This is a genomic window from Enterocloster bolteae (assembly GCF_002234575.2).
Classification (GTDB): domain Bacteria; phylum Bacillota; class Clostridia; order Lachnospirales; family Lachnospiraceae; genus Enterocloster; species Enterocloster bolteae.
On record NZ_CP022464.2, the window covers coordinates 5,901,696 to 5,922,294 of the forward strand.

Consider the following 20,599-nt stretch of genomic DNA (forward strand, 5'->3'; position numbering starts at 1 on the left):
TTCTGCTGTCTGCATCTGCTTCCTTCACACATCACACCACCAGCCCTGCGGCCGTGATCAGCACGTCGATTGCCTTGATTGCTATGAACGGAATGATGATTCCCCCCAGTCCATAGACCAGGAGATTCCCGGACAGCATCCGGGCCGCAGAGACTTCCCTGTACCTGACTCCCTTAAGAGCCAGGGGAATCAGGGCCACAATAATCAGGGCGTTATATATGATAGCCGAGAACACGGCGCTGTTTGCACTGTGAAGCCCCATTATATTGAGGGCTGACAGTCCCGGATACAATCCCATAAACAGTGCCGGGATGATAGCAAAATACTTGGCAACGTCATTGGCAATGCTGAAGGTGGTCAGGGATCCCCTTGTCATGAGAAGCTGCTTGCCTATCTTCACTATCTCAATCAACTTGGTGGGGGATGAATCCAGGTCCACCATGTTTCCGGCTTCCTTGGCTGCCTGTGTGCCTGTATTCATGGCCACCGCCACATCTGCCTGGGCCAGGGCCGGGGCATCATTGGTACCGTCGCCGGTCATGGCTACCAGATGGCCCCTGGCCTGGTAATCCCGTATCATGTCTAATTTGGCCTCCGGGGTTGCCTCTGCCAGAAAATCGTCCACACCGGCCTCAGCCGCAATGGAGGCAGCGGTCAGCGGATTATCGCCGGTAATCATAATGGTTCTGATTCCCATTTTCCTTAAATCCGCAAACTTTTCCTTCACACCCTGCTTCACAATGTCCTTAAGCTCCACCACGCCCATAACGCGTCCGTTCTTTGCCACCACAAGAGGTGTTCCTCCCTGGTTTGCAATCCGCTTTACGATGTCCTCGCATTCCCTGCTGAACGCGCCTCCATGCCGGTCCACATAGGCTTTAATGGCGTCAGCCGCGCCCTTTCTGATCTCATTTCCATTGTAGTCAATGCCGCTCATCCTGGTCTTGGCAGTGAAGGGCACGAAGGAGGCCTGAAGCTCCTCCATATTCCTTGCGCGGATTCCGAAGCGCTCCTTTGCCAGAACCACAATGCTGCGTCCCTCAGGAGTTTCGTCTGCCAGGGATGACAGCTGGGCCGCATCTGCCAGCTCCATTTCCTTGTGGCCGTCCACCGGAATAAAGGCGTCTGCCTGGCGGTTTCCAAGTGTTATGGTACCCGTCTTATCCAGCAAAAGGGTATCTACATCTCCGGCCGCTTCAATGGCCCTGCCGCTCATGGCCAGCACATTGGCCTGGTTCAGGCGGCTCATTCCCGCGATACCGATGGCAGACAGCAGAGCGCCAATGGTAGTGGGCGCCAGACAGATTAAAAGCGCTACCAGATTGGTGATGGACGTGGGATTGGCTGCTCCTGCCTCCACGGAGGAGAACACGGAATAGGAGTACAGGGACATGGTAACAAGCACAAAGATAATGGACAATGCCACCAGAAAAATCTGCAGTGCCAGCTCATTGGGGGTCTTTTTACGGGAAGCTCCTTCCACCATTGCAATCATTTTATCCATGAAGCCCTCGCCCGGATTGCTGCTGACCCGCACCACGATCCAGTCGGATATAACCGTGGTGCCTCCTGTGACGGCACTTCTGTCACCGCCGCTTTCCCGGATTACTGGAGCTGACTCGCCGGTAATGGCGCTCTCATCCACCGACGCGGCGCCCTCCACCACGTCGCCGTCTGCCGGTATCTGTTCCCCTGCCTTAATATAGACAAGGTCCCCCTTTTTCAGTTCCGTGGATTTCACCCTGACGGCCTCGCTTTTGCGGTCAGCCGAAGGAATCCTGGATGCCATGGTATCCTTTCTGCCTGCACGCAGGGCATCTGCCTGGGCCTTTCCCCTTCCCTCTGCTATGGCTTCCGCAAAGTTACCGAATAAAACCGTAAACCAGAGGATGACGGATATGGCCAGTATATAACCCGGCGCAGCGTCCCTGATACCTGCCAGAGAAAACAGGAACATCACAAAGGTCAGGATGGCGGATACAAAAACCATAAACATGACCGGATTCTTTATCTGGGTCCTTGGATTCAGTTTAATAAAGGAATCCTTAAGGGCCCTGCACATAATCTCATGATTGGAAAATATACTCTTTTTTTGTTCATTCATGTCTCATTGACCTCCCTATGCTATCATCTGGAAAAACTCAGCCACCGGGCCAAGTGACAGGGCCGGGAAAAAGCTGAGGGCCCCTACCAGCAGTACCACGAAAATCAAAAGGAAGATAAACATGGCATTATGGGTGGGAAGGGTGCCGGAGCTGACTGCTACCTTTTTCTTTGCCGCCAGACTGCCTGCAATAGCCAGGGTGGCAAACATGGGCAGGAACCTTACAAACAGCATAATCAGTCCGATGCTCACATTCAGGAAGGGGGTATTTGCGTTAAATCCTGCAAATGCGGAACCATTGTTGCCGCCTGCGGATGAATACGCGTAAAGGACCTCTGACAATCCATGGGCTCCCGGATTATTCAGGCTGTCATGGGTGGACGGAAGCAGCGTGGCGATACCGCTGCCCACCAGGATGGCCACAGGGGTCGCAAGGCAGACCAGCACAGCCATCTTCATCTCAAAGGGTTCTATCTTTTTGCACAGGTACTCCGGCGTACGCCCCACCATCAGCCCCGCTATAAACACTGTAAGGATGGCAAACCCCAGCATACCGTAGAGCCCGCAGCCCGTACCGCCGAATACCACCTCTCCCAGCTGCATCAGCAGCATAGGAACAAGTCCGCCAAACGGCGTGTAGCTGTCGTGCATGGAATTGACCGAGCCGTTGGAAGCAGCCGTGGTAAATACAGCCCATGTCCCGGATGTGGCTATGCCAAATCTGGTTTCCTTACCTTCCATATTACCGCCTGCCTGTCCCTCAGTCCCCATATAGACCGCGCCGTCCTGGGCTATCTGGGGGGTGCCGGCCTGTTCACTGCAGCCCACAATGGCCAGCGCTGCTGCCAGCATGATGAACATGGCCAGGAACACCGCCACGCCCTGTCTCTTGTCCTTCACATTCCTGCCAAAGGTAAAGCACAGGCCCGCCGGTATGAGAAGCAGGGAAATCATTTCAAATAAGTTGGATAACGGAGTGGGGTTCTCAAAGGGGTGCGCCGAGTTGTTGCCCCAGAAACCGCCGCCGTTGGTTCCCAGCTGCTTAATGGCAATCTGGCTGGCAGCCGGTCCCAGAGGAACGACTCCCTTTGTGACCTCTGCGGCGGTGCCGTCCTCCTGTTCCACCACCACCGGTTCCACCAGCTGTACCTCGTCGTACTGCTTAAAGGTCTGCGGAACACCCTGGGAGGCAATGGCAAGAGATACCACCACTGACAGCGGAATCAGTATGTAAAGGACTGTCCTTGTCATGTCGGTGTAGAAGTTTCCCAGTCCCCTCTCCTTCACGCGGACGAATCCGCGGATCAATGCGAACAACACTACAATTCCCACAGCGGCAGACACGAAATTCTGGAAATTCAGCCCGATCATCTGGCTGAAATAGCTCAGACTGGACTCTCCTGAATAGGCCTGCCAGTTTGTGTTGGTGGTGAAGCTGGAGGCCGTATTAAAGCCCAGATGCCAGCTCATTTTGCCCATTCCCTGGGGATTAAGGGGAAGCAGGTTTTGAAAGCACAGGATGATCCAGAGCACCGCCAGGCTCATCACGCTGAATACGGCTGTGCACACGGAATATTTCTTCCAGCCCATCTCCTCCTCTTTATCAATCCTCAGGACCCTGTAAATCAGGTTTTCCACAGGCAGCAGAAGCCTTGACAAAAACACCCGCTCCCCGTTCATCACCTTTCCCATATAGGACCCAAGGGGTATTGCTAACACTACCAGTATGACACAGTAAATTATCATCTGCAACGCCACATTCATCATTGTTTATCACCTCTCAATAAAATGATTACCAGGTAAGCCAGTATAATAACCGCGGTTATTCCTATGATACCTAACAGTAATGCCATGGATGATTCCTCCTCTTTTCAAGATAGGGGTATGGTATCACAGATGGTGATAAAGATTCCATATGAGAGCTGGCTGCTTTGTATAAATATAATGTTAATATAAAAGAAATACGCTCCGTCCTCTGTCACAAAAACATAATACGGCTGCACCCATGTATGCGATATACATGGATGCAGCCGCAGCTTATCACAATATTTTTTATTCCATTATTCCCAAAATACCGACATGAGCTCCCTGACAGCCCTCTCACTGTCCACCTCCACCGCAAAACGCACGTATTCCGCCTGGAACGGGTGCTCCCTCAGATCCGTCACAATCATTCCCCTGCAATAGGTGCCGCCGCACTCCACCCTGGCCTTCCTGCTCTCGGTACGGACCAGGCTGGGCATCACGGCGCACATAACAGCCAGGGGATCATGGAGAGGACAGTCACCCATGCAGTAGTTCTGGGTCTGGTTTCCCCTGAGATAATGGACAATGGCCTGCCTCATATAATCCACTGCCGGACGGCAGGCCGGCTTGCAGCAGCCCGACAGCCAGTCCAGATGCTCCATTTTAAGCCTTGTCCTCATGGTGACATCCAGTCCCACTACCGTGATATCCATACCGGAGGTAAACACCTGGTCGCAGGCCTGGGGATCGCAGGCCACATTGGCCTCGGCCACAGGAGATACATTTCCGCGCATGGTCAGGGTACCGCCCATCATCACAAGGCCCTTTACCTTATGCACAAAACCGGGATATTCCCTAATGGTGCGGGCTATATTGGTCAGAGGGCCAAGGGTGATGACCACAAGCTCTCCCTCATACTGCTCAGCCAGATCCATGTGGAACCGGCTCACGTCCACGTCTCTTGTACTGCGGCGGCTGGGAGGTAATTCCACATTGCCCAGCCCGTTTTTGCCGTGTATAAAGGCAACCCGGCCGTCCCATTCCCGGCAGGATGGCTTCTCCGCCCCCACTGCCACCGGTATATCGGGCGCTCCTGCCAGGTCCAGTATCTTCATGGTATTCTCCGCTGCCAGCCATGCCTCTACATTGCCGCACACCGCAGATATGCCCACTATCTCTATCTCAGGATTAAAAAGCGCGTATAATAGGGCGATGGAATCATCCACACCTGTATCCACATCCAGTAAAACCTTCATCTGCCTCTCCTCTTTCATTATGTCATGCGGTATATCCCGGCGCCAGTATCCTGTCTGCTGTCCCGGCTTCCTCTGCCGCCTCTGCTGCCTCAGCCGCCAGTTCCAGGGCGCACCGGATCATGCTGTCCAGGCTCTGCTCCCGTTCCTCGTTGGTAAGAGCCCTGTCATGGTGGATGCTGCTCCCCACAGTCACCATGCTGAGCGCTCTCCTGCCTGCTCTTGCCGCTGTGCAGTAGAGGGACAATGTCTCCATTTCCTGGACCAGAACCCCCATTTTTTCCCACTGTCCTTTTTCTCCCTGACAGTCCTCATAGAACACATCCGAACTGTATACATTCCCTGCCCGGAAGGAGGTATGGCTGTTTCTGGCATGGGCCGCAGCGGCCTCCAGAAGGCCGAAATCCGCTATGGGTGCAAAGGTTCCCGGCAGATGGTACTGGGAGGGAAAGTTAGAGTTGGTGCAGCAGCCCATGGCCAGCACCAAATCCCCCACCTCCACATTGCGGTGAATCGCGCCCGCGGTCCCCACCCGGATGATTGTGTCCACATCATAATTGTGATAGAGCTCGTACGCATAGATACCCATAGAGGGAATGCCCATGCCGCTGCCCTGGACCGATAGTTTCTTACCCTTATAATATCCTGTATATCCATTCATGCCCCTTACCCGGTTGTAGCAGAATACGTCGGTCAGATAGGTCTCTGCAATGTATTTTGCGCGCAAAGGGTCACCCGGCATCAGGACAGCCTTGCCAATCTGTCCTGGTCCCGCTTCATTATGGAATGTTTTCATATTTGATTACTCCGATTTCTTTATTATATTCCTGTCATTCTTTCTTCGTATGCTCAGCTCATGCTGCTCGGAACCAAAGAACAGCTTTTGGGACAGGACAGGCGTATCATACTCGGAATAGAGCACCTCCTCCAGAATCAGGATTGGGTCTCCCTCCTGCATGTTCAGTATATTTGCCAGACGCTCCCTGGCCTGTCCCAGCCGGATTTTGGCATCGCTGTACAGGCCGCCTTCGGACAGCAGCCCGGTATAATACTGGTAAACGGTATCCGGATTCTCCAGGTCCACATCGCTGTTGTCAAGTACCTCATGAGGCATATACACCATGGCAAAGCCGGCCGGCGTATCACCGCAGTAATAGGTTATGTCAATGACCGCCACCACGCTGGAGGGCCGCAGCTTAAGCACCTGCTGGTGCTTTTGGGTGGCCGGCTGGAACCCTATGGCGGTCACCACCTTATCAATGGGCCTGCTGCAGAAATCCACAATGGGATTTCCCACCTTCTCCAGCCCGCTTTTGCTCATATCCTGGTTGGAAAGCACAATGTTGCCCTTTCCCTGATGGTTTATGATTAAACCATCCTCCTGAAGAAGCAGCATGGCCTGCCGCAATGTGCCTCTGCTGACTGCAAGCTGTTCTGCCAGAATGTTCTCTCCAGGCAGCTTATCCCCAGCCTTATACTTTCCCTCTTTCAGCCATTGGCTGATGGTCTCATAGGCAGTCACATACAACGGTATCTTTACATTCTTTTCATTTATCACATTGTCCTTCACAGGTCTGCTTGCTCCTTTCGCGCGCCCGGCGGGCAGTCCTCACTATAGCTCACTATAGATTAGTATAGAACTAATCCACCAATTTGCCAAGTGCCTCCGGACCTTTCACCCTCTTTCCCACAAACAGCAGTACCAGCAGCGTCACCCCATAGGGCAGCATCTGGACAAACTGGGACGGGACAGACGCATCCGTCAGATAGAATCTGGCTGCCTGGGCCACCGCAAATATCATTCCGGCTCCCATGGAGCCCAGGGGCTGCCATCCGCCGAAAATGTTGGCGGCCAGTCCCATAAAGCCCCTGCCTGCCGTCATATCCGCCACAAACAGGTTGTTCTGGGAAATGGACAGGTAGGAACCTGCCAGCCCTGCAATGCTTCCTGCGGCTATCATGGCAATGTAACGGTAACGGTTCACCTGCACACCGGCAGTCTGAACCGCGTAGGGCTGGTCACCGATGGCCCGGTACCTGAGTCCGAACTTGGTCTTATAAAACACAATCCACACCGCAGCCACAATAAGGAACATAGCGTAGAGATAGGGGGACTGGTCTTTAAACAAGGCCCCGATAACCGGAATACCGGAAAGGCCGGGTATGGTCAGATTGGAAATGGAGGGAACGGATTCCGACATTCCTTCTGTCTGCCAGATTGCCTTTAACATTACGGCCGTGATACCGCTGGCAAAAAGATTGATGCCCACGCCTACCACTGACTGGTGGGCCTTCCATTTCAGACAGAAAAGGGCATAAAACCAGCCAATCATACCGCCCAGGACCACGGACAGAAGCACCCCGGCCATGGCTGATCCGGCTGCATAGGAACCGGCTGCCCCGGCAAACGCGCCGATGAGCATGATTCCCTCCACACCCAGGAGGATGATGCCCCCGCGCTCAGCGATGGTGCCGCACAGGGCCCCCAATATAATGGGCACTGAAAGCTGAAGGGTAAGTCCGATAAAATTATTAATCATATCCATATGTCATCCTCTCTTTCTGCTCCACTTAATCAGTTCCGGAGCCGCTACCAGGAGTATCACCAGACTCTGTATTACCGTCACCATGTTGGTGCTTACCATGGTCTCGCGGCTCATTCGCAGCGACCCCATATCCATGATTCCGAAAAGCAATGCGGTCAAAAGCACACCGGCCGGATGATTCCTTCCCAATATGGCCACGGCGATTCCCGTAAAGCCGAAGGATGGGGAAAAACCCTCTATAAAGCGGTGGTATTTTCCAAACACCTCAGTAATGCCCGCAAGGGCCGCGATTCCGCCGCTGATGGTCATGGACATAATCAGAAACATGTTGACACGGATTCCGGCTGTTCCGGAGGCAGAGGGATTGGCTCCCACTGCCCTCAGCTGGTATCCCACCGATGTCTTCCACAGGAATATGTACATGGCTGCCGCCACAAAGAGCAGCAGGAACAGTGCATAGGTGAGCTGGGTCCTGGGCACCAGCTTTCCGAACCAGATTCCCTCGGCTATAAGCTCAGTCTGGGCCGTGGAACCCTCTGTCTTAAAGGGCCCGTTTACCAGATAGGATGTAAAAAGAGTACAGATATAGTTCAGCATAATGGCCACGATTACTTCATTGGTGCTGAATCTGGCCTTAAAAATGCCGGGAACGCTGCCCACAAGCATGCCCGCCGCGATTCCGGCCAGGATACTGATTACAAGCAGCAGGGGAGCAGGGAGCGCGCTAAAGTAAAGGGCGGTGATGACACTGGCCATGGCTCCTGCGTGAAGCTGGCCCTCTGCACCGATATTCAACATACCGCACCTGGAACCCATGGCCACGGCCAGGCCTGTAAAGGCCAGCGGAATGCTCTTGCTGATTGTATTGGCCAGGGACTGCGGTGTGCCCAGAGCTCCCTGAATCAGGGAACCGTAGGCTTTAACAGGGGATTCCCCTGCCAGGAGGATAAAAAGGGCTCCTATCAGAAGCGCAAGCCCTATGGATGCCAGGGATTTTCCTATTTCCGCTGTGTGCCTGCCGCCGCAGATTTTTCCAACGGTCCGGGCTTTCTCACCTGTCCGGTCACCTCCGTCTGCCTGGGCGTTCTTATTGCTGTTCCATTTCATGAGCCCGCACCTCCTGTTTTTTTCCTGCCATGAACAGTCCGATTTCTTCCTTTGTATACTCCCCGTTGTCAAACCGGGCGCTGACCTCTCCCTCGTAGAATACAGCGATGCGGTCGCTCAGGTTCATGACCTCTGAAAGCTCTGCCGATATAAGCAGGATTGCCTTTCCCTGCTCCTTTAACTGAAGAAGTGTCTTATGCACCCTCTCAATGGCTCCGATATCCAGACCTCTCACAGGCTGGGCCACCACCACCAGCCCGGGATCATGGCTGATTTCCCTTCCCAGTATCACCTTCTGCTGGTTGCCGCCTGAAAGCTGTCCTATCTCCTGGTCCACACCGGCCACCTTGATTTCAAACTCCTCTACCTGTTTCTCTGCATCCTGTCTCAGCCTCTCATAATCAATGAAACCCTTCCTGCAATACTCCGGCGTTTCCTGATAGCCCAGCAGGAAATTCTCTGTAATGGAAAAGCTGGGAATCATGGCATTCTTATGGCGGTCCGATGGGATGTATCCCAGGCCCATGGCCTTCCTGTCCTTGACAGCCATGTTCTGGACCGGAATTCCATTTATAAAAATTTCGCCTTCCCTGACCCTGCGGTTTCCCACGATCATTTCCTCCAGCTCCTGCTGCCCGTTGCCATCCACCCCGGCAATGCCCAGGATTTCTCCGGCACGGACCTTCAGGCTGACGGTTTCCCCGGCCCTCTCATGAAGGCGTACACCTTTCAGCTCCAGAACGGCCTGGCCGGTTTTCTGTCCCCTCTTTGCCACGATGTTCTCCACCTGCCTGCCCACCATCTGGGTGGCCAGCTCCTTCTCATTGGTGGAGCTGGTGTCGCACCGGAACACCACCTTCCCCTTCCTGATGACTGTAATGCGGTCAGACAGTGACATGGTCTCATTCAGCTTATGGGTGATGAATATGATGGTCTTGCCGTTTTCCTTTAGCTGGCGCAGAATCTTAAACAGCTCGTCCACCTCCTGGGGCGTGAGAACCGCGGTGGGCTCATCCAGGATAATGATGTCCGCTCCGCGGTACAGGGTCTTAAGTATCTCCACCCTCTGCTTCATGCCCACGGACAGGTTCACCACCTTCTCCTGAAGGTCAATCCTGAATCCGAACCGTTCCACCAGCTCCTCCACCTTTTTCCGGCTTTCCTTCCGGTTGAGGAACAATCCTCCGGATTCCTTTCCCATTATAATGTTTTCAAGAACCGTCAGCTGATTCACCAGCATAAAATGCTGATGAACCATTCCGATTCCCAAGGCATAGGCATCGTTGGGATTGGCTATGGCGGCCTTTTTTTCATTGATGAATATCTCTCCCGCATCCGGATGGTACAGCCCGAAGAGAATGTTCATCAGAGTGCTCTTACCAGTTCCGTTCTCACCCAGGAGGCAGTGGATTTCCTGCTGTCCCACGATGAGATCAATCCCGTCATTGGCGCGTACCGGCCCAAAACATTTGACGATTCCAATCATTCTGATTGCGTCCATATCTTCCTCCTCTATATTATCCGGCCTATCTTAATTAAGCTCAGAGGGAACCTGAATCTCTCCTGATATAATTTTCTGCTTCAGCTCGTCCAGTCTGGCCAGGATATCATCGGAAACCTTGATATTACTTCCCTCCACCGTCACATCCACGCCTCCGTCGCTAAGGCCCAGCATCTGGTTCTCCCCTGTATAGGTATCCTCCACAATGCTGGCAATGGCATGGTATGCGCAGGAATCCAGCTTTTTAAGCATACTGGCCATAATATAGTCCGGAGCGATGCTGTTCTGGTTTAAGTTCACGCCGATGGCCGCAAAGCCTTTTTCCTCGGCGGCCTGGAACATGCCCATTCCCGAAGCACCCGCTGCATGGAAGATTACGTCGGCTCCCTTTTCCACAAAGGTGTTGGCAATGGTCTTGGCAGTGGTGGGGTCATTGAAGCCGCCCGCGTAATCTACAAGCACCTTCATTTCCGGTTCAATATACTCAGCCCCTGCCTTGTATCCTGCTGCAAAGCGGTTGATAAGGGGATTATCCACACCGCCGATGAATCCGATGGTCTTTCCGTCTCCCAGCTTGTCATCTGTCTTTTCCTGCTTTGCCAGGGCTGCCAGGGCGCCTGCCAGAAACGCTCCCTCCTGCTCCTTACAGGAATAGGAGGCTACATTGGGAAGATCAGAAGTGGCATCCAAGAGGGCGAACCGCTGTTCCGGATACGTGGAAGCCACATTGGTCAGGGCATCCACCTGTTCTGCCCCCACGCAGATAATTAAATCATAGTCCCCGGACGCAGCCATCTCATCCTGAATGATTTCCTCATCTGACACAGACTTTGGCTCCACCTCATCGTAAGTGATTCCGTAATCAGCGGCAGCCTTTTTAACACCCTCCAGGGCCAGGTCGTTAAAGGAATTGCCTCCCAGTCCCGCCTCTGTGAAAATGATTCCTATGTGTGCTCCTCCCCCGGAACCAGTTCCGGTCCCATCTGCTGCTTCCCGGGAAGTCTGCCCGCTCCCTGCATCTGGCTTCGATGCAGACGAACCGCATCCCATCACTGCACTGCCTGCAATGCCAACTGCCGCACATAATGCTGCCCACTGTCTGATTCTTTTCTTCATCATGTTCCCCTCCGTTTTATACCTATTTTATTTTAGTGTGTATATGTTACTTAACTTGTTTAACAAGTTATCTAAAATGTAGCATGATTTATTATATTTGTAAATCCCAATTTTACATTCACCCATAGAATCGTTAAATCTTGCTAAATACAGGCAAACTTTTCTGTGCAATTTTACATCTGTATTCCCTTAAATTTACAATATATTGGAATGATTGAGATACCCGGATCACAGCCTGGCCAAAAGGACAAAAAAAGCCGGATGGTTTTCATTATCTGAAAGCCATCCGGCTCCGGCCTGTAACGATACTCAGGATTCCCATATGGGAAGCAGGCCCTATATTCTGTGCGCCACCGCTTTTATTCCACTAAAAAACAAGTACCGATTCAGATTTCTCCTCCTCGATACCTGTTTTTTGTTTTTCTGCTCTCTTTACTCTGTTCTTTTGGATTTCCTTTACTTATACGGTCTGTTTATTTTCACCTTTCATTATCAAGTACATTTTAATGATACTTTCTCGTCATATCATTATAAATGTTCCCGTTCCTTGATCATCTACTCAGTATTTGAAAATATAACGGGACTCGTATTGTATCAGTTTCCTTTTGAACATTTCATCAGGCAGATTCCTTATTCTCTGTTTTCTATAATAATCATTTGATTATATGGAAAACGAAAAATCACTTTCCGGTGGTCTGTACCTCCTTTTTTAGATTTCGTTCTTTTTGATAGTTTTAGTATACTCAAAAGGAGGTAATTTGTCAATACTTTTTTATTAATATTTAAATTTTAATAGTCTTTTTCGTATATACTGTATAAATTTTCAGTTTTTTCACGACAATCAGACAAATCTGCACACTACCTTTTTGCAGCAGCAGCTTCCTATTCTCCCACTCCCCTTATTCTCCTACTACCCTGTATGTCTCCTCCACAATGCGCTCCATGGCGTTGAGTATGTTCTCATAGCCGGTACAGCGGCAGAGATGCCCGGATATCAGCTTTTTCAGCTCCTCCCGGTTGTACTTCTTTCCTGTGCCTACAATCTCCACGGCCGACATAATAAGACCGGGGGTGCAGAATCCGCACTGCACGGCCGCCTCTTCTATGAAGGCTTTCTGGATGGGGCTCAGCTCGCCGTTGGGACCCTTTAAGTCCTCCACGGTCATGATACTTTTGCCGTCCGCCCACATGGACAGATAGATGCAGGAATCAATGGCCTCTCCATTTACAAGGACCGTACAGGCCCCGCACTCCCCAACCTCACACCCCTTCTTTACGGATGTGAAGCCCAGGCGGCGAAGGGTATCCAGAAGAGATTCCCTGTCATCCACAGCAGTCTCCTGTTCCTTCCCGTTAATTTTCAGCTTGATTACTTTAAGCATCTGCCTTACCTCCTGCCAGTGTGATGGATGTTTTAAGAGCGCGCCTGGCCAGCTCCCCGATGAGCTGCAGGCGGAATTCCCGGCTGGCCCTCCAGGATGTGCGGGGATTTACCTGGGACAGGGCTTTATCTGCAAACAGGTCATATATGGTCGCATCTGACACCTGTTTCCCGCGAAGGGCTTCCTCCGCCTCGTAACAGCGCACCGGAGTGGGGGCCGCCACGCCGTAAGCCAGACGTACGTCTTCCAGCACTGTTTTATCAGGCGACAGCTTTACCCTCACCGCACATCCCAGTGTTGCAATTTCCATGGCCCTGCGTTTTCCGTATTTAATATAATGGCCTTCCCATCCCTCATAGTTTTCCCTGGTAATCTTAAATGCCGTGCAGACCTCATTCTGCTTCCTGACCGTACGTCCGGGGCCTGTATAGAATTCTGTAACCGGCACTTCCCGTACTCCCTCCGGCCCTTTTAACACCACTGTAGCATTCAGGGCGCACATGGTGGAGGCAGAGTCCGCAGAGGTGGCCCCATTGCAGATATTCCCTCCGATGGTGGCCGTATTTCTCACCTGAGGTCCTCCCACCTGGTCCACTGCCTCCCCCAGCATGCTGAGGTGTTTCTTTATAATGGGGTCATTGGTTATATGGGAAAAGGAAGTTGCAGGCCGGATGATGATGGTCCCGTCCTCCTCCAGGCTGACGCCTTTTAACTCCGGGATATTGTGGATGGATACCAGGCCCCTGCCTGCATCCTTTCCCTCCCTGACGCGTATGAGCACATCCGTTCCCCCGCTGATGACCTGGGACTGAGGGTCCGCGGTGAGGGCGGCAATGGCGTCCTCCACCGAATCTGCTTCGTAAAATGACTTTATATCAAACATGATGACTCTCCTTTATACTTACCTGACCTGCTGTTTTACATCAGCCATTACAGCTCTATATCAAACCCTTTGCCTGAAATGCCTCTATGAGCCTCTGTGGCGTCATGGGTATGGTATCCATGGCAACGCCTGTGGCATGGAGCACTGCATTGCGCAGGGCCGGCGCCACCGGGATGGCCGGCGGTTCTCCCAGGGACTTATTTCCGTAAGGGCCGGTGGGGTCCTCAAGCTGGATAAACTTCACATGAAGGTCCGGCGTATCCATGGCTGTGGGAATCTTATAATCCAGCAGATTATCATTGAGAGGCCTGCCGGCGTCATTATATAAGAATTCCTCGGACAGGCCGTATCCCAGGCCCATGGACATGCCGCCGTGCACCTGCGCCTCTGCCAGCTCAGGGTTGATCAGCATTCCGGAGTCATGGACATTTACAATGTCCTTTACCGTCACCTGTCCCAGGGGCATATCCACTTCCACCTCCACAAAACAGCAGCCGGAGGAAAATGAATTGTCCCTGCATTGGTTGGTGACCTCCGCAGTGATGTGCTCAGAGCGCTCCAGGGAGTAAAAGGCGGTAAGAGCCAGGGTTTCCATGTCAAGAAGCTCTTTTCCCGTGGCCTTCTCCACAATGTGATCGTGAGCCACGTCCATCTCTTCTGCCGGGCGGCCTCCCAGCATAAACCCGGCATAATCCAGAATCCTGGCCTTCAGCTGCTGCGCGCATTTCTTGACAGCCATACCGGTCACATAGGTCTGGCGGGATGCATACGCCCCTGTGTCAAATGGGGCTGTATCTGTGTCCTGTGTGGATACAATATACACCTTTCCCAGGGAAATGCCGGTTGTCTCAGCTGCCATCTGGCTGAATGCAGTGTCAGCACCCTGTCCTATTTCCGTGGCTCCCAGCTGAAGCTGCATGGAGCCGTCCTGATTCAGTATCATCCTGGCGGAGGCAGTCTCCAGTGAAATGGGATATACCCCTGTCTTATAACAGAAGATAGCCATTCCCACTCCCCTTCTCACGGGGCCTGTCTGGTTGGCATAAGCCCTGCGCTTCTCCTCCCATCCAATGTACTTCGCCCCTTCCTCCATACACTTTTTAAGGCCGTAGGAATGGAAGGTAATGCCGTTGGCAGGGTCCACGAATCCCTCTCCCATGCAGTTTTCCATGCGGAAAGCCAGGGGGTCTGCGCCGATTGCCCGGCACACATCGTCCGTAAGGCATTCCGATAAAAAGGCTGCCTGGGGAATACCGTATCCCCTCATGGCTCCCGCAGTGGCAGTGGAGGTCCATACCGTGTAGCAGTCAATCTCAGCCCCCAGCCGGTCCTGGTAAATATCCTTGAATACATTGCCGCAGTTGGCGCAGATGGCGTGGCCGTGGGACGCATAACCGCCGTTGTTGGCATAGGCTTCCAGCTTCCTGGCAAGCATTTTTCCGTCTTTTGTGGCCAGGGCCCTGCATTTCCCGTCAATGGCATGGCGGGTCCTGGTGCCGTAAATGGTTTCCTCCCTGCTGATTTCCAGGCGGACCGGACGCCCTCCCACCACTGTGGTCAGATAGGCATTTAAGGGCTCATAGAGCACATCCTGTTTGTTGCCGAAGCCGCCGCCGATGTAGGGCTTGATGACTCTTATCTTTCCAACCGGCAGTCCCAATGCCTGGGAAATGACGCGGCGCACAATATGGGGAATCTGCGTGGAGGACGTAACTGTTATCTTGCCCCCCGGCTCCTGATAAGCCCAGGATACTGGCAGTTCAATATGGCAGTGGGAAATACGCGGGGTGTGGTACTCCCGTTCCAGGACCACCAGATTCTCCTTTCCGTACTTCTCCTCAGCCTCCCTGAGCCCTTCCTCAAAGGTAAAATCCTCTGGCCCCATGGTGAGATGGGAATGGACAATTACATTGTCCTTTCTCAGATCAGGGTGGAGAGGCGTGGCATCCTCTGCCATGGCCTGTTCCACTGTGACCATTGGTTTGTATTCCTCATATTCCACCTTTATGAGTCGGGCCGCCTGCTGGCAGGCCACATCATCCGAGGCAATAACGGCAGCAATGTCATCCCCATAGAGCCTGACGCGCCGGTTCAGAAGCTTTCTGTCCCCGATATCCTGGTGGGCGGCCTCCACACTCCACGGATGACCGGCTGTGGGAAACTGGTAATCCGGCACATCAAAACAGGTGACGATTTTCACAACGCCCGGCACCTTAAGGGCGTCCTCAAGGTCAAACCTCTTAACAAGCCCATTGGCAATGGTGGAATGGACCACCCTGGCGCACAGGCAGTCCCTTGGTTCCAGATCCGATGTGTACTTTGCCTCTCCTGTGACTTTTGCGTAAGCGTCAACACGGGTAACACCTTTACCTACTATATTATTCATGATAAATCCGTCCTCTTTTCCATTTTCCTGCCTCTTTAGAGGGCCAGCTTCCATATAGCTATCAATATAGAAAATACAGCAATGCCTTTTTTCAGAAGAATCTGATTGATTTTAACCGCATTCCTGCTTCCGTATACAACTCCTATGCCGTGGAACACAAGGGCCGCCGCCATAACAGGCAGAAGATCCTTGACGGAGCACTGCATCATGTATCCGATGCAGGCAGGTATGCCGATGAACACAGAGTTAAAGAGGGCCACTCCCACCGCGGTCCTGATGCCGATTCCCAGAACCACCAAAAGGGGCATGACCAGCACCGGTCCCCCGGCGCCTGACAGGGAGCACACGGCTCCTGTGACAAATCCCAGAATCAGTGTGGCTGCCAGGTGATCTGAGATGACATATGCCCTGCCGCTCTCCTCCTGGCTCTTATCCTTGCGGAGCAGGATGGAAATACCGGAGAGAAGGACCACCACGTACAGGATAACCTTTACCGTGGATTCCGGAATGATGAGATTCAATTTCACTCCCAGGACAGCGCCTGCAAGGCTTCCCAGACTGAGGCGGATGCCGAATGGGATATCCAGGTTTCCCGCCTTGTTATAATTGACGGATCCCAGGGCCCCCGACACAATGAATGCCGCAAAGCTCAGCGCCAGCCCCTCCGTCACCCCCATTCCCAGAGGACTTGTATACACGATGGGAAGCAGAAAGCCTGCCACCCCCGTAAGTCCTACAAACGCGCCAACTACCAGGTTCGCTGCCATAACAATCATCCAGAACACCATGAACCAGTTTTCCTCCTTGCTATATCTTTATAGAATCATTTAAAATGTATCTGCATTTTCTTCCATATACTTCCGGGATTCGTACATAATACGCTCCTCGTCCAGAGACAGGACCTCCCTGTTCTTCATGAGAATCCGGCCTCCCACTATCATATCCTCCACATCGCCTGCATTTACACATTCAAACAGTGTGTGAATCTTGTTTCCGGTGGGGCACAGATGGGGCTGGTCCATGTTAATGCTGATGATATCCGCCTTGTATCCGGCTTCCAGACGGCCCAGGCTTCCTTCCTCGTTAAGGGCTGCGGCCCCGCCTTCCAGCACAATCTTTAAAATAGTCTCAGCCGGCATCACCTTGGGATTTCCGTTGGGAACGCCGTGGTATATATTCATGACAGAGCGGAATATCTTCATCTCATTCCAGAGGCTTAAGCCGCCGTGGGCCGCTCCGTCTGAACCCAGGCCCACCGGAATTCCCATTTCCAGAAGCTGCGGCGTATCCGGCACTGCTTTGCCGCAGTTGCTGAAGGGACAGTGGCAGGTCTTTACGCCCCTCTCCATCACCAGGGATTTCTCCTGCTCGGAAAGTATCAGGCTGTGGGCGCCCAGGAAATTGCTTCCCAGCACATGCATTTTCTCCAGATACTCATAGGGCCGCATTCCCTCCCGGTCCACGATACCGTTGATTTCCCCCATGTACTCGTTCATATGGGCCTGAAGCATGGTGCCCCGTTCCCTGGCCCGCATAGCTTCCAGCTCCACAAGACGGCTGGAACAGGAATTCAGTGCCCGGAGAGAGTAATACACCTTAAGGTTTCCCTTTCCGTGGAACCTGTCATAGAGGGAATCCGTACGCTTTAACGCTTCCTCCGCGTCCATGGCTATGGACTCCGGCAGCCCCTCCTCATCCATGGTGGAATAGGACAGTGCGCCGCGCAGGCCGCTTTCCTCGTAGACAGAAGCCGCTGTCTCCATATGGTAGCTGCCCGCGTCGATGAATCCTGCCGTACCGCATTTTATCATCTCCAGAGCAGCTGCCTGGGCGCAGAGACGCATTTTATCCGGAGTCAGCGTGCTCTCAAAGGGAAGCATGATTCTGGTCCAGATTATGGGCTTTGCATCCAGCACCAGCCCTTTTAGCAGCTGCTGTCCCGTGTGCATATGGCTGTCAATAAGACCGGGCATAAACAGCTTTCCTTTTCCGTTTATTGTCTCAACGGCCTGATATTTTTTCCACAGCTCCTTACCGGTCTCCAGAATCCTTCCCCCGGAAACCGCCATATCCACATGCTCCTCCAATTGGTCATACTTTATCAACAGGGAACCATCTTTTATTAACAAATCACATGTCTGCATCTTATCTTCTCCTTTTTCAATCGGACGGCCTGTCAGATATCTCGCACCCCGCCGTCATCTCTTCACGCTATCAGATAACGCCTGCCAGGCTGAGAAGCATCTGGTCCCAGAGGCAGGAGCCAAGAAAGGTTCCTGTCATAACGAAGATCCCCACTATCAGTATCTTCCAGCCCTGGCTGATGAACGTCTTTAACTGGTCGCTGATGGCCAGGCCCGCAAACGCTCCAACCATGGTAAAGGGGGCCGTAAAATTAATGTTGGAGGCTGCCTGTATCACAAAATCCCTTACCGGTGAAATAGGGGACGCGGAAAGCAGCCCTATGATGGAGCAGTAAGCCACGATGGGAAGCTTCAGCGGAAGCACCTTAGTGAGTACCACCGCTGCCATGGATATCACAATAAGTACTGCCAGTCCGGGAATGGAATCCGTGATTCCCACCCCATAGCCAATCAGATTGGCAAGACCGGTTCCGCATGCCGCCAATACAAACAACACAAGCCATTCTATGTATCTCATACCGTCTCCTCCTTAATATCCCTGCCCTCTTTGTTCTTTAAAGCAAACCGTCCCAGCTTTGGTTCCAGAATCGTATATAATTTGTCCGTCATGGGTATGGCGATAAACATGGTAATATACATGCCCGTGATTCCGGCAATGGTTTCACCCACGCTGGCCATGGCTGAAATGGTATCGGTCCATTCCGGATAAATAGCGCACAGGCTGGCGCTTGAGCTTGCCATCATAATTCCCGCTCCTACACCGGAGCCAAGTCCCAGAGCCTGTGGATGGAACCATCCTGTCATTCCCACCACAGATGCCATGAGACCGAAGTAGATGGTACCTACCATACCGCCTACGATGTAGATGGAAAGGCTTCCTCTGGCCTCTGCCGAGTCAGGTCCGTAGATGTTGTTAATCAGCGCCATGTGGTACTCCCTGTTGATGGAATGACAGGAACCGATGGCCTCCCGTTTCATGCCCAGCAGGATTGCAACAGGCAGTGCCAGGAGCGGCCCCAAAAGATTTCCAAAACCATGAAGCAGAAGGACCGGACCGGACTGAAGAATGGTGTCGATGTTTGCCCCTGCCGTAATCCCCAGTTTGGCGATAAAGGGACATATACCCACCACCACCAGTTTGGAAGCCGCCTTCACATGCCTGTTATCCACGATTTTAAGCACCTGCGGCCCGCTTAATACCCCCAGAATAATTGCATAGAAAATCGGGAACAGGATAAACATTCCTTTCCCCACCGGAATCTTAATCTGGCCGATATTATCCGCTATGAGGATGAATCCAAATGCCAGGGCGTAAATCTTCCATTCCAGTGCAAACCGTTCCTTAAGGGAACCATACACATATGTTTCTTTTTTGCCGCTCATAAGAGCCCCTCCTTTCCAGCCGGCCATATTTTATTTATTTTCACCCCGGCCGGCTGTTACAATCACCTTGTATTGAATATTTTAGACAAATTCCCAAGATTAAAAAAGGACAAATGAGCACTTTTAACAAGAAAATACATTGATTTTAAGAAATATAAAATGATATACTTACAATAAATGACTGAATAAAGCGGGGAATACAAATGACACTGACAGAATTGGAAGCGGCCGCGCCCGCCCTGAAAGAATATACAAAGAACATGCCCGAGGACATCCGCAGCCGCTGCACCGTAAGGACCCATGCAGCGGGCTCCATCATTCACCAGAAAAATATGGAATTAGGGTATTTCGGAATTGTTGCAAAAGGTGAAAACCGGGTCATCAATGAATTTGAAAATGGAAATGTCTATATGATTGAGAGCAATAAAGCCATTGACTTTATCGGGGAGGTCACCATTCTGGCCGGAATGAGCCACACCTCGGTGACCATCGAGGCCGTGACCGACAACGTGGTGGCCTACATAAGCCGCAGGGATGCCGAGCGCTGGCTGGCATCCGACATAAACATACTGAACCTGGCTGCCCGCCACACCGCCTTCAAGCTTTACCGTTCCTCTTACAATAACGGGGCCAAGCTGTTCTACCCGCCCTCCTATCTTCTGTTGGATTATATGGTAAAGTACGGACGCCAAAACGGCATGGAATCCTCCCGCGGCATGGGGTCGTCCCGTGGCATGGGGACATCCCGCGCCCCGGCATCCGTCACTGTGCTGCGCACCCGGCAGATGCTGCAGGAAGAAATCGGCGTCAACGTAAAAACCCTCAACCGTACCATACGCCAGCTAAAGGAGGAGGGATTCTTTTCCATATGCAAGGGGAAGATAACCTTTACCAGGGAGCAGTATGAGGCGGCCATAGAGTGGCTGGAGGCGGAAAAGGATAAATAGAAAAAGAATCAATAAGAAACAGTATTTTCCCGCCATATAATCCCAGGAAATCAACCAATGTTTCCCTTACTCTTTCTGATATAATGGCAATATTCTAACTA

At 52.4% G+C, this 20,599-nt stretch carries 17 protein-coding genes; 1 reads left to right on the plus strand and 16 read right to left on the minus strand.

Translation table 11 applies throughout. The features are described 5' to 3' along the window. Positions 1-31: 31 nt before the first annotated feature. From kdpB to CGC65_RS27435, 16 genes are all read right to left on the minus strand, one after another. Positions 32-2,104 carry a potassium-transporting ATPase subunit KdpB gene (kdpB, locus tag CGC65_RS27355; RefSeq protein WP_002566753.1) on the minus strand — a complete coding sequence of 691 codons (2,073 nt, stop codon included), beginning with the start codon at positions 2,102-2,104 and terminating at the stop codon, positions 32-34. Between the two features lie 15 nt (positions 2,105-2,119). After that, positions 2,120-3,871 (minus strand): potassium-transporting ATPase subunit KdpA, encoded by a 1,752-nt coding sequence (gene kdpA, locus CGC65_RS27360; RefSeq protein WP_002566754.1) that lies wholly within the window; start codon positions 3,869-3,871, stop codon positions 2,120-2,122. A gap of 293 nt (positions 3,872-4,164) precedes the next feature. Then, positions 4,165-5,106, minus strand: a complete 942-nt coding sequence (locus CGC65_RS27365) for a nucleoside hydrolase (protein ID WP_002566756.1) — start codon at positions 5,104-5,106, stop codon at positions 4,165-4,167. A 22-nt stretch (positions 5,107-5,128) separates the two neighbouring features. Next, complete coding sequence (gene deoD / locus CGC65_RS27370) at positions 5,129-5,899, minus strand: purine-nucleoside phosphorylase (RefSeq protein WP_002566757.1); 771 nt, start codon at positions 5,897-5,899, stop codon at positions 5,129-5,131. Positions 5,900-5,905: 6 nt separating this feature from the next. Next, entirely contained in the window at positions 5,906-6,673 is a 768-nt protein-coding gene (locus CGC65_RS27375; RefSeq protein ID WP_002566758.1) for a GntR family transcriptional regulator, read from the minus strand. Between the two features lie 70 nt (positions 6,674-6,743). Beyond that, a complete protein-coding gene (locus tag CGC65_RS27380) occupies positions 6,744-7,649 on the minus strand; it encodes an ABC transporter permease (RefSeq protein WP_002566759.1) in 906 nt (301 codons plus the stop codon). A 3-nt stretch (positions 7,650-7,652) separates the two neighbouring features. Continuing rightward, entirely contained in the window at positions 7,653-8,756 is a 1,104-nt protein-coding gene (locus CGC65_RS27385; protein ID WP_002566760.1) for an ABC transporter permease, read from the minus strand. Then, complete coding sequence (locus CGC65_RS27390; protein WP_002566761.1) at positions 8,737-10,257, minus strand: ABC transporter ATP-binding protein; 1,521 nt, start codon at positions 10,255-10,257, stop codon at positions 8,737-8,739. Before CGC65_RS27390 ends, CGC65_RS27385 begins: the two co-directional genes overlap by 20 nt. A gap of 30 nt (positions 10,258-10,287) precedes the next feature. Then, a complete protein-coding gene (locus CGC65_RS27395) occupies positions 10,288-11,376 on the minus strand; it encodes a BMP family lipoprotein (protein ID WP_002566762.1) in 1,089 nt (362 codons plus the stop codon). A gap of 896 nt (positions 11,377-12,272) precedes the next feature. Beyond that, entirely contained in the window at positions 12,273-12,755 is a 483-nt protein-coding gene (xdhC, locus tag CGC65_RS27405) for a xanthine dehydrogenase subunit XdhC (RefSeq protein ID WP_002566763.1), read from the minus strand. Beyond that, positions 12,748-13,638: a xanthine dehydrogenase subunit XdhB gene (xdhB, locus tag CGC65_RS27410; protein ID WP_002566764.1), complete on the minus strand. Its 891-nt coding sequence runs from the start codon at positions 13,636-13,638 to the stop codon at positions 12,748-12,750. The genes xdhC and xdhB overlap by 8 nt, the downstream gene beginning before the upstream one ends. 55 nt (positions 13,639-13,693) lie before the next feature. Beyond that, the gene (gene xdhA, locus CGC65_RS27415) at positions 13,694-16,024 is read right to left on the minus strand and encodes a xanthine dehydrogenase subunit XdhA (RefSeq protein WP_002566765.1); all 2,331 of its coding nucleotides are present in this window, start codon (positions 16,022-16,024) and stop codon (positions 13,694-13,696) included. Between the two features lie 35 nt (positions 16,025-16,059). Next, the gene (locus tag CGC65_RS27420; protein WP_002566766.1) at positions 16,060-16,812 is read right to left on the minus strand and encodes a sulfite exporter TauE/SafE family protein; all 753 of its coding nucleotides are present in this window, start codon (positions 16,810-16,812) and stop codon (positions 16,060-16,062) included. Between the two features lie 39 nt (positions 16,813-16,851). Beyond that, a complete protein-coding gene (locus CGC65_RS27425; RefSeq protein ID WP_002566767.1) occupies positions 16,852-18,168 on the minus strand; it encodes an amidohydrolase family protein in 1,317 nt (438 codons plus the stop codon). Between the two features lie 70 nt (positions 18,169-18,238). After that, positions 18,239-18,685 carry a hypothetical protein gene (locus CGC65_RS27430; protein WP_002566768.1) on the minus strand — a complete coding sequence of 149 codons (447 nt, stop codon included), beginning with the start codon at positions 18,683-18,685 and terminating at the stop codon, positions 18,239-18,241. Then, positions 18,682-19,551, minus strand: a complete 870-nt coding sequence (locus CGC65_RS27435) for a DUF3100 domain-containing protein (protein ID WP_002566769.1) — start codon at positions 19,549-19,551, stop codon at positions 18,682-18,684. The genes CGC65_RS27430 and CGC65_RS27435 overlap by 4 nt, the downstream gene beginning before the upstream one ends. A 203-nt stretch (positions 19,552-19,754) precedes the next feature. On the opposite strand from CGC65_RS27435, the gene CGC65_RS27440 reads away from it, so the two are divergent. Then, positions 19,755-20,498 (plus strand): Crp/Fnr family transcriptional regulator, encoded by a 744-nt coding sequence (locus tag CGC65_RS27440; RefSeq protein ID WP_002566770.1) that lies wholly within the window; start codon positions 19,755-19,757, stop codon positions 20,496-20,498. The last annotated feature ends 101 nt before the right edge of the window (positions 20,499-20,599 follow it).

Excerpts from the sequence above, each read along its gene's own strand:
- kdpB (WP_002566753.1), bottom strand. The coding sequence starts at position 2,104 with ATGAATGAACAAAAAAAGAGTATATTTTCCAATCATGAGATTATGTGC.
- kdpA (WP_002566754.1), bottom strand. The coding sequence starts at position 3,871 with ATGATGAATGTGGCGTTGCAGATGATAATTTACTGTGTCATACTGGTA.
- CGC65_RS27365 (WP_002566756.1), bottom strand. The coding sequence starts at position 5,106 with ATGAAGGTTTTACTGGATGTGGATACAGGTGTGGATGATTCCATCGCC.
- deoD (WP_002566757.1), bottom strand. The coding sequence starts at position 5,899 with ATGAAAACATTCCATAATGAAGCGGGACCAGGACAGATTGGCAAGGCT.
- CGC65_RS27380 (WP_002566759.1), bottom strand. The coding sequence starts at position 7,649 with ATGGATATGATTAATAATTTTATCGGACTTACCCTTCAGCTTTCAGTG.
- CGC65_RS27385 (WP_002566760.1), bottom strand. The coding sequence starts at position 8,756 with ATGAAATGGAACAGCAATAAGAACGCCCAGGCAGACGGAGGTGACCGG.
- CGC65_RS27390 (WP_002566761.1), bottom strand. The coding sequence starts at position 10,257 with ATGGACGCAATCAGAATGATTGGAATCGTCAAATGTTTTGGGCCGGTA.
- CGC65_RS27395 (WP_002566762.1), bottom strand. The coding sequence starts at position 11,376 with ATGATGAAGAAAAGAATCAGACAGTGGGCAGCATTATGTGCGGCAGTT.
- xdhC (WP_002566763.1), bottom strand. The coding sequence starts at position 12,755 with ATGCTTAAAGTAATCAAGCTGAAAATTAACGGGAAGGAACAGGAGACT.
- xdhB (WP_002566764.1), bottom strand. The coding sequence starts at position 13,638 with ATGTTTGATATAAAGTCATTTTACGAAGCAGATTCGGTGGAGGACGCC.
- xdhA (WP_002566765.1), bottom strand. The coding sequence starts at position 16,024 with ATGAATAATATAGTAGGTAAAGGTGTTACCCGTGTTGACGCTTACGCA.
- CGC65_RS27420 (WP_002566766.1), bottom strand. The coding sequence starts at position 16,812 with ATGGTGTTCTGGATGATTGTTATGGCAGCGAACCTGGTAGTTGGCGCG.
- CGC65_RS27425 (WP_002566767.1), bottom strand. The coding sequence starts at position 18,168 with ATGCAGACATGTGATTTGTTAATAAAAGATGGTTCCCTGTTGATAAAG.
- CGC65_RS27430 (WP_002566768.1), bottom strand. The coding sequence starts at position 18,685 with ATGAGATACATAGAATGGCTTGTGTTGTTTGTATTGGCGGCATGCGGA.
- CGC65_RS27435 (WP_002566769.1), bottom strand. The coding sequence starts at position 19,551 with ATGAGCGGCAAAAAAGAAACATATGTGTATGGTTCCCTTAAGGAACGG.
- CGC65_RS27440 (WP_002566770.1), top strand. The coding sequence starts at position 19,755 with ATGACACTGACAGAATTGGAAGCGGCCGCGCCCGCCCTGAAAGAATAT.